The sequence below is a fragment of the Citrobacter sp. MGH100 genome, from assembly GCF_001034465.1.
GTDB lineage: Bacteria > Pseudomonadota > Gammaproteobacteria > Enterobacterales > Enterobacteriaceae > Citrobacter > Citrobacter youngae.
The window spans coordinates 1824979-1838665 of sequence record NZ_KQ089800.1 but is presented as its reverse complement, the minus strand read 5'-3'; the positions used below and the strand labels follow the sequence as shown (position 1 = coordinate 1838665).

Here is a 13687-nt window from a genome sequence, read left to right as displayed (position 1 = left end):
GGATTAGCGCTGAGAGTCCAGTTTTTCACCGTTGGTGACGACTTCCTGGGCTTTGCTGTAGCTCTCAATCAGCAACTGATATGCCGGGAATACTTTCGTGTACACTTCTGCCCACTCTGCTGCATCTTCACGGTTCCATGTTCCCTGCAGTTCAGAAGCAACGGCGGCGGTATCCATCGGAACTACGCCAGCCTGAACGACACGTGCCAGGGTAATTTCCTGCGCCATTTTGCTGTAAGTACCGGAAGCGTCGATCACTGCGAAAACTTTGTAGCCTTCCGCAACCGCGCTGATGGCTGGGAAAGCCATGCAAACACTGGTGATGGTACCGGCGATAATCAGCGTCTTACGACCTGTTGCTTTGACCGCTTTCACGAAGTCTTCGTTATCCCAGGCGTTGATTTCGCCTTTACGCGCCACGTATTGAGCATGAGGCGCATTGGCGTGGATCTCAGGGATCAACGGGCCGTTCGGTCCCTGCGGTACTGATGCGGTGGTAATCACCGGCATCTTCGCCAGGGAGGCCATTTTAGCCAGCGCGGCAGCCTGGCATTGGCATATCGCCTACGGTTTGGAAAAGTCCGCTCTGGTGATCGATAAGCAGCATAACGGAATCATTTACATCAATGACCGGGCGTGAACCATTAAAGTTTGCAGGGCTGGACATAGTATTCTCCTTTGATTCAGATTTGGCCAAAGCGGCCGGAGTTAAAATCGCGTACGGCTTCTGCGATCTCTTGTTTCGTGTTCATGACAAACGGACCGTAACCCACAATCGGCTCATTCAACGGTTCGCCTGACAACAGCAATACGCTGGCATCGCTACTGGCTTCAATATGCAATGTTTTACCCTGCTGGCTTAACACCACCAGCTGTGCCTCGCTGACGGGCGTGGTGCCGTTTACGGTAATGTTGCCTTTCAGTACGACCAGCGCGGTGCTCCATCCTTCCGGCTGAGACAGCGTGAACTGATGATTACGCTGCAGACGCATATCCCAGACATTCAGCGGCGAAAAGGTATGTGCCGGACCTTTTGTTTCCTGATAGCTGCCCGCAATGACACGGAGAGTGCCGGCGTCATCTGGCAGCGCGACAGTAGGGATAACATCACTACTAATGCCCTGATATCCGGGTACGGCCATTTTGTCTTTCGCTGGTAGGTTGACCCAAAGTTGCACCATTTCCAGCTCGCCACCCTTCCGGGTAAATTCCGGAGAATGGAATTCTTCGTGTAAAATGCCTGCACCTGCAGTCATCCATTGCACGTCGCCTGGGCCGATAATCCCACCGCGACCGGTTGAGTCACGATGTTCAACTTCACCGCTGTAAACGATGGTCACCGTTTCGAAACCACGGTGAGGGTGTTCGCCCACGCCACGTTTTTCGTTACCCGGCGTAAACGTATGTGGACCGGCGTAATCCAGCAGCAGGAACGGACTTAGTTGCTCAGCATGAGACTGGTAAGAAAACATCGAGCGAACCGGAAATCCATCGCCAACCCAGTGCGGGCGAGGTGCGGTGTAGACGCCTGTTACGTGTTTCATTTGTGTCTCCTCAGTGGCGTTATCTTGATGTGAATAAGCTTATATTCATGACAGCGAGCTGAGTAGTAGCTAAAATAATTCTCACTGTCTCATAAATAGGACAATTAGATGACGAAGCCAGATCTCAATGATTTTGCATGGTTTGTGCATGTTGTAGAGGAAGGAGGATTCGCGGCGGCGGGTCGGGCGCTTGATGAACCGAAATCAAAGCTGAGCCGCCGAATTGCACAACTGGAGGAGAGGCTGGGGGTGCGATTGATTCAGCGAACCACCCGGCAGTTTAATGTTACTGAAGTTGGGCAAACGTTCTACGAACACTGTAAGGCAATGCTGGTGGAAGCGCAGGCAGCGCAGGATGCCATTGCTGCGCTACAGGTTGAACCGCGTGGAATTGTGAAGCTGACGTGCCCGGTTACGTTGCTGCACGTGCATATCGGACCCATGCTTGCCCGTTTTATGGCGCGTTACCCTGATGTATCTGTGCAACTCGAGGCCACGAACCGCCGTGTTGACGTCGTTGGAGAAGGTCTGGACGTGGCGATTCGTGTCAGGCCTCGACCATTTGAAGATAGCGACCTGGTGATGCGGGTGCTGGCGGACAGGGGGCATCGTTTGTATGCCAGTCCGCAGCTAATCGAGAAAATGGGCGCGCTACATTCTCCGGCTGAATTGACTCGCTGGCCGGGGTTAAGCCTGGCCTCGGGTAAACATGTGCATCGTTGGGAGTTATTTGGCCCGCAGGAAGCTCGTGCGGAGGTACATTTCACGCCACGAATGATCACCACCGATATGCTGGCGCTACGTGAAGCTGCCGTTGCCGGTGTGGGAGTTGTGCAACTTCCGCAGTTGATGGTCAAAGATCAATTAGCCGCAGGCGAGCTGGTGGCATTACTCGACGGTTGGGAACCAAAGCGAGAGATCATTCACGCGGTTTTTCCATCGCGCAGGGGGTTATTGCCGTCGGTTCGTGCATTGGTGGATTTCCTCACGGAAGAATATGCACGAATGATCGAGGATTAAATACGTAATATCAGTCCACAAAAAAGGCCGGTTAAACCGACCTTTTATTATCTGGACGCCATTCGGGCGTTAAAACAATCAGCGACTACGGAAGACAATGCGGCCTTTGCTCAGGTCGTACGGGGTTAGTTCAACAGTCACTTTGTCGCCCGTCAGGATGCGGATATAGTTTTTACGCATTTTACCGGAGATGTGTGCAGTAACCACGTGACCGTTTTCTAACTCTACGCGGAACATGGTATTAGGTAACGTATCGAGAACGGTACCCTGCATTTCAATATTGTCTTCTTTGGCCATCTAATCCTCTGGGGTATCACTACCGTAATTTGAACCGGCAAGATAATGCCGAAGTTCTTTTAATAAGTAAAGATTTGTGCGTTTAAAACGCAGCAAATCGGGTTTGGCGCATTACTCTAACCGCACACAACAAAGCCGCACTAAAAGCGCAACGTGTAAGGGAACGATGAGATAAACGATAGGCGTTGCCTGACGCGAACTGTTCCTTAACGGCGGCGGGGTAATGGGCTAAACCGACTCTGCGGCACCAATTATAACACCCCGACAAAAAATGTGCCGAAAACATTCACTCCTGAGGCGAAAATAACGTCCTGGGCACCCAGAAGTGGCTCGGTAGGCGCTGCTGGCGTAGCCTGCTTAAATGTTCAAGGTAGTCCCTGCGCGGAGTCTCAATGGCTCCCAGCGACGCGGTATGGGTATTTAACACCTGACAATCAATTAATTTTCCGCCCTGACGGATAAATTCAGCGCAAAAAACAAGCAGTGCGGTTTTGGAGGCATTTTCCTGGCGACTGAACATCGATTCACCGCAGAAAAGAGTACCTTGCGCAACGCCGTACATCCCGCCGACTAATTCATTTTGCCGCCATACTTCAATAGAGTGCGCATGTCCAAGTTCATGCAGCCGATGATAGGCATCCACGACATCATGCGTTATCCAGGTGCCTTCTTCCCGGTCGTTTGCACATCCTTCAATGACCTGACCAAACGCGTAATTGAGCGTCACGCGATAAGGCGAATTTTTATGAAAGCGCTTCATGCTGCGACTTATGTGAAATTTATCAGGCCAGAGAATGGCGCGTGGGTCGGGCGACCACCAGAGGATAGGGTCGCCAGGAGAAAACCACGGGAAAATACCGCGCTGGTAGGCCATTAGCAGGCGGGCAGGGCTGAGATCGCCCCCCAGCGCCAACAAACCGTTAGGCTCGCGTAAAGCGCCTTCCGGTGAGGGGAAGGCGATAGAATGGCGGGACAGTTGCACCAGGCGCATGACAGCAAAACTCCACTACGCGAGTTGGATCGTTCAATAATAGCTTACAGACGTTGCTTAAACTGGTAATAACGCCCCTGCCTGGCTAACAGATCTGCGTGATTACCTTGCTCAATTATGCGTCCGTTGTCCATCACTATTATTTGATTAAATCGCGACAGTCCGCGCAGGCGATGTGTGACCATGAGTACGGTTTTATTGCGCATCACATCGTTAATCAATTCAAGCATTTGGCTTTCCGTTGTCGCATCCAGACCTTCAGTAGGTTCATCCAGAAGCATCAGCGGCGCATCGTGCAGCAAAGCTCGCGCGATAGCCAAACGGCGTAGCTCTCCGCCTGAAAGCTGACGACCGCCTTCACCCAGCCAGGCATTGAGACCATCACCTTCAAGCAGTTTTTCCAGACCGACACGACACAGCATCCCGGATAACGCTTCATCGCTGGCGTGTGGCGCAGCCAGCAGCAGGTTATCGCGCAATGTCGCACTGAACAGATGCACTCGCTGTGGTACGACGCTGATGCATTGGCGCAATGCGGCTTCGTTCAGCGTTGAAATCGGACGATCGTTAATCAGGATTTCGCCGTGTTGTGGATCCCATGCACGGGTCAATAATTGCAGTAACGTTGATTTCCCACAGCCTGTCCGACCCAGAATCGCAATGTGTTCACCAGGTTTAGCGAGCAAAGAAAGGGTGTCCAGAGCTTTTTGTGTTTGCCCTGGATAGCTGAAAGACACCTCACGCAATGTCAGAGTAATCTGTTGCGAAACGGTAGCTTCCGTATCCGGGAAGGTGACTTCTGGTTGTTGTTCTGTCAGTTCGGTAATACGTAGTGCTGAAGCAATCACCTGGCCGAGATGCTGAAATGCGCCGGTAACAGGGGCCAGCGCTTCGAAAGCAGCCAGCGCGCAGAACACAAACAACGCTATCAGTGCGCCTGGTTGAGTGTTTCCGCCTACGCCACCTGAAGCCATCCATAACATCATCACCACAGCCAGAGCGCCAATCAGCAGCATGACAGCCTGAGATAAGGCCGTTAATTCGGACTGACGACGCTGGGCTTCATGCCATTGCAGCTCGGTGGCTTCCATTTGAGCGCGGTAGCGTTCACTGGCGCCAAAAATGGTCAGCTCAGCCTGACCCTGTAACCAGGAGGTCAACTGCTGGCGATATTGCCCGCGCAGATGCGTCAGGTTCTGCCCGGTGCTTTTACCCGCCTGGTAAAACAACGGAGGCAAGATAAACAGAGTCAGCAGCATAATACCGCCAAGGGTGATGGCGAGCGTGAGATCGAGAACGCTCAACCCTAGCGTGACTACTACAATAACGACAAACGCGCCAACCAGCGGGGAGAGCACGCGTAAATAGAGATGATCGAGCGTGTCGACATCCGCCACAACGCGGTTGAGCAGTTCGCCCTGGCCGTATCGGGCGAGCCCGGCAGGGGAGAGCGGCAGCAATTTGCTGAAGGTGTAAATACGCAGATGCTGCAATACACGAAACGTCGCGTCGTGACTGACCAGTCGTTCGAAATAACGACCTGCGGTTCGGGTAATTGCCGCCCCGCGAACGCCAGCCGCCGGAAGCATGTAGTTAAAACTGTAAATCCCGGTGACACCGGCAACGGCCGAAGCAGACAGGAACCAGCCTGAAAGCGTCAGTAAACCAATGCTTGCCAATAATGTAACGATCGCCAGAACGATCCCCAGTGTTAACATCCATTTATGACGTTTATACAGCGTCAGATAGGGTAGCAAAGCGCGCATTTAGATGTCCTCCTGACGGTGAGCCAGTAATGTCGCAAAAGCCCCGCTGGCTGCGCTAAGTTGCGCGTAGGTACCTTGTTCGACAATCTGACCGTCTTGCATGACCCAGATAGCGTCCCAGTCGGCAAGATCTTCCAACTGGTGCGTAACCATCAGCGTGGTCTGGCGGCGCGATGCCGCATTCAACGCCTGCATCACACGTTGTTCGCTGTGAGCATCAAGACTGGCTGCGGGTTCGTCGAGCAGCAGTAACTGACACGGGTTGAGTAAGGCACGGGCAACGGCAACACGCTGCGCTTGCCCGACAGAAAGTCGGCCTGCCTGGTCGCCCACAGGGGTATCCACACCCTGAGGAAGCAGCGGTAAAAACTCACTGACCCAGGCGCTATCAAGCGCGGCCTGTAGCTGTTCTTCGCTGGCATCAGGGCATGCCAGCAGCACATTTTCGCGCAATGTAGCAGCCGGAAGCTGCGGGTTTTGCCCGACCCATGAGAGTTGTTTACGCCAGGCATCAGGCGACAAGTCACGAAGTTCGAAGCCATTAATACGCAATGAGCCCTGATACGAGAGAAAACCGGACAGGACATTCAGCAACGAGCTCTTACCGGAACCACTACGCCCAACCAGCACCGCGCGCTGGCCTGCGGGTAGGGAGAAGTTAAGCGGACCAGCCAGGACTTTGCCTTCGGGTGAGGTGATGATCAGATCTTCGGCTTCAATTGAAACCGCGTCTTTGGTTGCCAGCTCAATATCGCCACGCTCAGGATGCGCGAGCGGGGTTTCCATAAAGGTTTTCAGGCTGTCGGCAGCGCCTACCGCTTGCGCCTTGGCATGGTAAAACGTCCCCAGATCGCGCAGCGGCTGGAAAAATTCCGGTGCCAGAATCAGCGCCAGGAAACCTGCCGCCAGCGTGACGCCGGTTCCGTAGTGGCCGAAATCAAGCTCGCCGAGATAAGAAAAACCGAAGTACACGGCTACCAGGGCAATAGAGAGCGAAGTGAAAAACTCCAGCACGCCCGAAGACAGGAATGCAAGGCGAAGCACTTCCATCGTGCGCTGACGGAAATCCTGCGATGCAGCCCGGATGCTTTCCGTCTCCGCTTCGCCGCGACCAAAAATTCTCAGTGTTTCCATGCCGCGCAAGCGATCGAGGAAATGACCGCTGAGTCGGGCAAGTGCCTGAAAGTTACGCCGGTTGGCATCGGCAGCGCCCATACCGACCATTGCCATAAACAGAGGGATCAGTGGTGCGGTTCCCAGCAGGATAAGGGCTGCAACCCAGTTTGACGGGAAAACGGCAGCCACAATCAATAGCGGGACGCATACCGCAAGCGCCATTTGCGGCAAATAACGCGCATAGTAGTCATGCATATCGTCAATCTGTTCCAGAATCAGCGTGGCCCAGCTTCCGGCAGGCTTCCCCTGTATCCATGCTGGCCCCGCCTGTTGCAGACGGTCCAGAACCTGGCGACGAATCTCAAAACGAATATGTTGACCCGCGTGAAACCCTATTCGCTCACGTAACCAGACAACCCACGCCCGCAGGATAAAAATCAAGACCAGCACGACGAAAGGGAACAGCAGCGCTTCACGGGGAATATTTTCCATGATCATGTGCTGCAGAATCCGAGCCATGAGCCAGGCCTGAGCGACAATTAACAGGCCACTCACGAACCCCAACAGGCGTGAAATATTCAGCCAGCGTTGAGAAATGACACTTTGCTGTTTTAACCAGCGGGTAAGCTCTTTTTGACGGGTTTTATTCATTGCACGCTTAGCAGGTGAGTTATTGGAATTTTTGGGCAGGACAATGTTACAACGGGGCAAAAATAAAGGCGACTTATAGTCGCCTTTTTTACTTTTGTTACTGATTTGTAAAAACTATTTGCAGGCGTCCGCCAGACCGTCGAGATAACGTTCAGCGTCAAGGGCGGCCATACAACCTGTGCCAGCTGAGGTAATCGCCTGACGATAAATATGGTCCATCACGTCACCGGCAGCGAACACACCAGGAATGCTGGTTTGTGTCGCATTGCCGTGAATACCGGACTGAACTTTGATATAGCCGTTTTCCAGTTCAAGTTGACCATCGAAAATAGCCGTGTTCGGGCTGTGGCCGATGGCGACAAACAATCCGGCGACGTCGAGAGATTCAACGTTGTCAGTATTTTGCGTATCGCGCAGACGCAATCCGGTTACACCCATTTGATCGCCAGTCACTTCTTCCAGTGTGCGATGCGTGTGCAGCACGATGTTGCCGTTTTCAACTTTATCCATCAAACGTTTGATGAGGATTTTCTCAGCACGGAAACTGTCGCGGCGGTGAATCAAGTGAACTTCGGAGGCGATATTCGCCAGGTACAACGCTTCTTCCACAGCGGTGTTGCCGCCGCCGATCACCGCAACTTTTTGGTTACGATAGAAGAAACCGTCGCAGGTTGCGCAGGCGGAGACGCCGCGGCCTTTAAAGGCTTCTTCTGAAGGTAAGCCCAGATAGCGTGCTGAAGCACCAGTGGCGATGATCAGTGCGTCACAGGTGTACTCGCCACTGTCTCCGGTGAGACGGAAAGGGCGGTTTTGCAGATCTACCTTGCTGATGTGATCGAAGATGATCTCCGTTTCAAATTTCGTTGCGTGCTCGTGCATGCGCTCCATCAGCAGCGGGCCAGTGAGATCGTTTGGATCGCCAGGCCAGTTCTCCACTTCTGTTGTCGTGGTCAACTGACCACCTTTTTCCATACCGGTAATCAGCACCGGCTGCAGGTTTGCACGCGCAGCGTAGACGGCGGCGGTATAGCCCGCAGGGCCTGAACCCAGAATAAGAAGTTTACTGTGTTTGGTCGTGCCCATGAGATCCCCATAGTTGTTGGTAGGCAATGGGCAGGATTGTAGGGAATTTGCAGTCGTAAAAAAAGAGTATGGCGATTTTGTTAACAATATGTGTAATAGCGGAAACCGATGATGGGCAAAATTGAGGGTAATGCGCCTCTCTAATTTATTCGAGTTGGGGGCCCGCGTGAAGCCAACGCACAGGCGACGTGAACTATGACGGAGATATAATGATTTCTACTTAAAATCGGTCAGTTATAAGGTGATAAAATGACGATTTTCCATCACTCCCAATGAATAACTGGCATGTTGTACTAAAAATCGATGTTTTGCTTTGACAATCACCTGCTGTTTTGCGAAAACATTCAAGGAAGAAAAAACTGTGTCATGTATATGCTGCATAATCATGCATGTAGATACCATGTTTACCGGGTTAGTGAAATCTACGCATGGTGTGGACAGATGCAATTCGTGATGTCGATAGCCGCCGACAGGCAACGGTCTTCTCACCATAAACCCAGGCATTGCGCACCGTAAATCCCTCTGGGTTGCGGTTTATTGTGATGGGTAGCGACTCTGAACAGTGATGTTAATAGAGTCAGGCAGGAGTAGGGAAGGAATACAGAGAGACAATAATAATGGTAGATAGTAAGAAGCGCCCTGGCAAAGATCTCGACCGTATCGATCGTAACATTCTTAATGAGCTGCAAAAGGATGGGCGTATTTCTAACGTCGAGCTTTCAAAACGAGTGGGACTTTCTCCAACGCCCTGCCTTGAGCGTGTGCGTCGGTTGGAAAGACAGGGTTTTATTCAGGGCTATACAGCGCTGTTAAACCCGCATTATCTGGATGCATCACTTCTGGTTTTTGTTGAGATTACTCTGAATCGTGGCGCCCCGGATGTGTTTGAGCAATTTAACTCTGCAGTACAAAAACTTGAAGAAATTCAAGAGTGTCATTTGGTTTCCGGTGATTTCGACTATCTGCTGAAAACACGCGTACCGGATATGTCGGCATACCGTAAGCTGCTGGGGGAAACCCTGCTGCGTCTGCCTGGCGTGAATGACACACGTACTTACGTGGTAATGGAAGAAGTCAAACAGAGCAATCGTCTGGTAATTAAGACGCGCTAACACGGAACAGGTGCAAAATCGACGCAGTTTGATTACACTCCTGTTAATCCATACAGCAACAGTGCCGGGGTAACCCGGTGCTGTTGTCCGTTTTAGCATCGGGCAGGAAAAGCCTGAAACCTGGAGAGCCGTTTTTGAGCCAGGAATACACTGAAGACAAAGACGTCACATTGACGAAGTTAAGCAGCGGGCGCCGACTTCTGGAAGCGTTGCTGATTCTTATTGCCCTTTTTGCCGTCTGGTTGATGGCAGCATTACTCAGCTTTAACCCTTCGGACCCCAGTTGGTCGCAAACCGCATGGCACGAGCCTATCCATAATCTGGGCGGAATACCCGGAGCATGGCTGGCGGATACGCTGTTCTTCATTTTTGGTGTCATGGCTTACACTATCCCCGTGATAATCGTCGGTGGCTGCTGGTTTGCCTGGCGACATCAGGCCAGCGACGAATACGTCGATTACTTCGCCGTATCGCTGCGTATTATTGGCGTTCTGGCGCTGATCCTCACCTCTTGCGGGCTTGCCGCAATCAATGCCGATGACATCTGGTATTTTGCCTCTGGCGGCGTTATTGGCAGCCTGCTCAGTACTACGCTGCAACCCCTGCTGCACAGCAGTGGCGGTACGCTTGCGCTGTTATGTATCTGGGCCGCGGGTTTAACGCTGTTTACGGGCTGGTCATGGGTGAGCATTGCCGAAAAACTGGGTGGCTGGTTACTGAATATTCTGACATTTGCCAGCAATCGTACTCGTCGCGATGATACCTGGGTTGATGACGAAGAATATGAAGATGATGAAGAGTCGGTCGACGCCGTTGATGGCACCCCACATGAATCTCGACGGGCACGTATTCTGCGCGGAGCGTTAGCGCGCCGTAAACGGCTGGCAGAGAAGTTCACCAATCCACTTGGGCGTCACACTGATGCCGCGCTGTTCTCCGGCAAGCGCATGGATGATGAAGACGAAATTGAATACAGCGCGCGTGGCGTTGTAGCCGATCCTGATGATGTGTTGTTCTCTGGCAATCGTGCCGCATTGCCTGAATACGATGAATTCGACCCGCTATTAAACGGCCATTCAGTGACTGAGCCGGTCACCGCGGCGGCGGCCGCCACTGCCACTGCGACAACTCAGGCCTGGAGTGCGCCAGTCGACCCGCTGTTGCAACCTGCGTCAGTACCGGGAACCGTTTTAGAGCAACCCACTCCTGCTGTGGCATGGCAATCCGCACCGGCTCCGCAAACCGGTGAAGCGGTTATCGCGCCAGCGCCGGAAGGTTACCCACAGCCCGTTCAGTACGCGCAGCCGCCGGTTCAGCCTTATGAACCCTGGCAGCAACCTGCCCCGGTTGAACCGCAGATGCCATATTCTGTACCGCCAGTTGCCGAAGCTGGCTATGAACAGCCGACGATGCCGCAACCGGCAATGCCGTGGCAAGCACCTGAGCCAGTGGTGGAGCCCGCCTGGCAACCAGAACCGGTTTACCAGCAGAGTGCGCCGCTTGAACCGCAGCCTGTCTATCATCAAGACACCGTGCAGCAACAACCCGTGGTTCATCAGCAGCCCGTGGTGGAACAGCCGTCGGTCGCCGAGCCTGAGCCTGTCGTTGAAGAGGTGAAGCCAGCACGTCCACCGCTCTACTATTTTGAAGAAGTGGAAGAAAAACGCGCGCGTGAGCGTGAGCAGCTAGCTGCCTGGTATCAGCCGATTCCAGAACCCGTGCAAGAGCCTGAGCGGGTGAAACCCGCTGCACCGTCTATGCCAACAGCATCCATACCTCCCGTTGAGTCTGTTGCTGCCGTTGCGCCTCTGGCCGCAGGTGTAAAAAGTGCCGCTTTGGGAGCGGGAGCCGCTGCCGTAGCGCCTGTCTTTAGCCTTGCGGGTGGCGGTGCGCCGCGTCCGCAGGTGAAAGAGGGAATTGGCCCTCAACTGCCGCGCCCTAATCGTGTGCGTGTCCCGACACGCCGTGAGTTGGCTTCATATGGCATTAAGTTGCCGTCACAACGTATGGCGGAAGAGAAAGCGCGCGAAGAGCAGCTTGATTCGGACGCGCAATACAGTGACGATGAAATTGATGCAATGCAGCAGGATGAGCTGGCGCGTCAGTTTGCCCAGTCGCAGCAGCACCGCTATGGCGAAGAGTATCAGGATGATACCAATCACACTGATGACGAAGATTCAGCCGCAGAAGCGAAACTGGCGCGTCAGTTCGCTTCTTCCCAACAGCAACGTTATTCCGGCGCACAGCCTGCCGGGGCGAATCCATTCTCGCTTGATGATTTTGAATTCTCACCAATGAAAGCGTTAGTGGATGAGGGGCCGCATGAGCCGCTGTTTACCCCCAGCGTGATGCCGGAACCTGCGCCACAGTATCAACAGCCTGTCGCACCGCAGCAGCATTACCAGCAGCCGCCGCAGCCTGTTGCACCGCAGCAGTATTATCAGCAGCCGCCGCAGCCTGTTGCACCGCAGCAGCATTATCAGCAGCCACCGCAGCCTGTCGCACCGCAGCAGCACTATCAGCAGCCGCCGCAGCCTGTCACACCGCCGCCGCAGGAAAGCCTGATCCATCCGTTATTGATGCGTAATGGCGACAGCCGCCCTGTACAGCGTCCGACGACACTGCTGCCATCGCTGGATCTGCTCACCCCACCACCGGCGGAAGTTGAGCCAATAGATACATTCGCGCTGGAGCAAATGGCGCGTCTGGTGGAAGCGCGTCTGGCTGATTTCCGTATTAAAGCCGATGTGGTGAACTACTCGCCCGGACCGGTGATTACCCGTTTTGAGCTAAATCTGGCACCGGGTGTTAAAGCTGCGCGTATTTCTAACCTTTCCCGAGATCTGGCGCGCTCGCTATCAACCGCAGCAGTTCGTGTAGTGGAGGTTATTCCAGGTAAACCGTATGTCGGACTGGAGTTACCGAACAAAAAACGCCAGACCGTCTATCTGCGTGAAGTACTGGATAACGCGAAATTCCGTGATAATCCGTCACCGCTTACTGTCGTTCTCGGCAAGGACATTGCTGGTGAACCTGTGACTGCCGATTTGGCCAAGATGCCGCATCTGTTGGTGGCAGGTACCACGGGGTCGGGTAAATCTGTTGGGGTCAACGCCATGATCCTCAGCATGCTCTACAAGGCGCAGCCGGAAGATGTTCGCTTTATCATGATCGACCCGAAAATGCTCGAGCTGTCGGTTTATGAAGGTATCCCGCATCTGCTGACTGAAGTCGTTACGGATATGAAAGACGCAGCCAATGCCTTGCGCTGGAGCGTTAATGAAATGGAACGCCGCTATAAGCTGATGTCAGCGCTGGGAGTGCGTAACCTTGCGGGCTACAACGAGAAGATTGCGGAAGCAGATCGTATGGGACGTCCAATCCCGGATCCGTACTGGAAACCAGGCGATAGCATGGATGTCACCCATCCGGTGCTGAAAAAAGAGCCGTATATTGTGGTTCTGGTCGATGAATTTGCTGACCTGATGATGACTGTCGGTAAAAAAGTGGAAGAACTGATTGCCCGTCTGGCGCAAAAAGCGCGTGCGGCAGGTATCCACCTGGTGCTGGCAACCCAGCGTCCGTCGGTTGACGTTATCACTGGGCTTATCAAAGCAAATATCCCGACGCGTATAGCGTTTACTGTGTCGAGTAAGATTGACTCTCGTACCATTCTTGATCAGGGGGGGGCTGAATCCCTGCTAGGCATGGGTGATATGCTCTATTCTGCGCCAAACTCAACGATTCCAGTGCGTGTACATGGTGCTTTTGTGCGCGATGAGGAAGTTCACGCGGTCGTGCAGGACTGGAAAGCGCGTGGTCGTCCACAGTACGTGGAAGGCATCACCTCAGACACCGAGAGTGAAGGTGGTGGTGGTGGTTTTGACGGTGGGGAAGAGCTGGATCCGCTGTTCGATCAGGCGGTGAATTTTGTTACCCAGAAGCGCAAAGCCTCCATCTCAGGCGTCCAGCGCCAGTTCCGCATTGGCTATAACCGTGCGGCGCGCATCATTGAACAGATGGAAGCGCAGGGAATTGTCAGTGAGCAGGGACATAATGGCAATCGTGAAGTGCTGGCTCCACCGCCCTTTGATTGATTGCAAAGTT

The 13687-nt window shown here is 53.5% G+C and carries 9 protein-coding genes and 1 pseudogene; 3 read left to right on the top strand and 7 right to left on the bottom strand.

Going from position 1 to position 13687, the window contains the following annotated elements; translation table 11 throughout:
• Positions 1-3: 3 nt before the first annotated feature.
• Positions 4-667: pseudogene (locus tag SK32_RS08660) on the bottom strand (hydrolase).
• Between the two features lie 16 nt (positions 668-683).
• The gene (locus SK32_RS08655; RefSeq protein ID WP_048212152.1) at positions 684-1544 is read right to left on the bottom strand and encodes a pirin family protein; all 861 of its coding nucleotides are present in this window, start codon (positions 1542-1544) and stop codon (positions 684-686) included.
• Between the two features lie 108 nt (positions 1545-1652).
• Between SK32_RS08655 and SK32_RS08650 the strand changes: the two genes are divergently transcribed.
• The gene (locus SK32_RS08650) at positions 1653-2564 is read left to right on the top strand and encodes a LysR family transcriptional regulator (protein ID WP_048212151.1); all 912 of its coding nucleotides are present in this window, start codon (positions 1653-1655) and stop codon (positions 2562-2564) included.
• 78 nt (positions 2565-2642) lie between these two features.
• Here the strand turns inward: SK32_RS08650 and infA are convergent, their stop codons facing one another.
• From infA to trxB, 5 genes are all read right to left on the bottom strand, one after another.
• Positions 2643-2861 carry a translation initiation factor IF-1 gene (gene infA / locus SK32_RS08645; protein ID WP_002211347.1) on the bottom strand — a complete coding sequence of 73 codons (219 nt, stop codon included), beginning with the start codon at positions 2859-2861 and terminating at the stop codon, positions 2643-2645.
• Between the two features lie 286 nt (positions 2862-3147).
• The gene (gene aat / locus SK32_RS08640) at positions 3148-3852 is read right to left on the bottom strand and encodes a leucyl/phenylalanyl-tRNA--protein transferase (RefSeq protein ID WP_048212150.1); all 705 of its coding nucleotides are present in this window, start codon (positions 3850-3852) and stop codon (positions 3148-3150) included.
• Between the two features lie 44 nt (positions 3853-3896).
• Positions 3897-5618: a heme ABC transporter ATP-binding protein/permease CydC gene (gene cydC, locus SK32_RS08635; RefSeq protein ID WP_048212149.1), complete on the bottom strand. Its 1722-nt coding sequence runs from the start codon at positions 5616-5618 to the stop codon at positions 3897-3899.
• Positions 5619-7385, bottom strand: coding sequence for a heme ABC transporter permease/ATP-binding protein CydD (gene cydD, locus SK32_RS08630; RefSeq protein ID WP_048212148.1), 1767 nt, complete (start codon positions 7383-7385; stop codon positions 5619-5621).
• A gap of 114 nt (positions 7386-7499) precedes the next feature.
• Positions 7500-8468, bottom strand: coding sequence for a thioredoxin-disulfide reductase (gene trxB, locus SK32_RS08625; protein ID WP_005123580.1), 969 nt, complete (start codon positions 8466-8468; stop codon positions 7500-7502).
• 617 nt (positions 8469-9085) lie between these two features.
• Between trxB and lrp the strand changes: the two genes are divergently transcribed.
• Together lrp and ftsK are read left to right on the top strand one after the other, a co-directional pair.
• The gene (lrp, locus tag SK32_RS08620) at positions 9086-9580 is read left to right on the top strand and encodes a leucine-responsive transcriptional regulator Lrp (RefSeq protein ID WP_002439523.1); all 495 of its coding nucleotides are present in this window, start codon (positions 9086-9088) and stop codon (positions 9578-9580) included.
• A 134-nt stretch (positions 9581-9714) separates the two neighbouring features.
• Entirely contained in the window at positions 9715-13677 is a 3963-nt protein-coding gene (gene ftsK / locus SK32_RS08615) for a DNA translocase FtsK (protein ID WP_048212147.1), read from the top strand.
• Positions 13678-13687 lie beyond the last annotated feature (10 nt).

Coding starts and splice junctions, on each gene's coding strand:
- infA (WP_002211347.1), bottom strand. CDS start 2,861: ATGGCCAAAGAAGACAATATTGAAATGCAGGGTACCGTTCTCGATACG.
- cydC (WP_048212149.1), bottom strand. CDS start 5,618: ATGCGCGCTTTGCTACCCTATCTGACGCTGTATAAACGTCATAAATGG.
- SK32_RS08650 (WP_048212151.1), top strand. CDS start 1,653: ATGACGAAGCCAGATCTCAATGATTTTGCATGGTTTGTGCATGTTGTA.
- cydD (WP_048212148.1), bottom strand. CDS start 7,385: ATGAATAAAACCCGTCAAAAAGAGCTTACCCGCTGGTTAAAACAGCAA.
- trxB (WP_005123580.1), bottom strand. CDS start 8,468: ATGGGCACGACCAAACACAGTAAACTTCTTATTCTGGGTTCAGGCCCT.
- aat (WP_048212150.1), bottom strand. CDS start 3,852: ATGCGCCTGGTGCAACTGTCCCGCCATTCTATCGCCTTCCCCTCACCG.
- SK32_RS08655 (WP_048212152.1), bottom strand. CDS start 1,544: ATGAAACACGTAACAGGCGTCTACACCGCACCTCGCCCGCACTGGGTT.
- lrp (WP_002439523.1), top strand. CDS start 9,086: ATGGTAGATAGTAAGAAGCGCCCTGGCAAAGATCTCGACCGTATCGAT.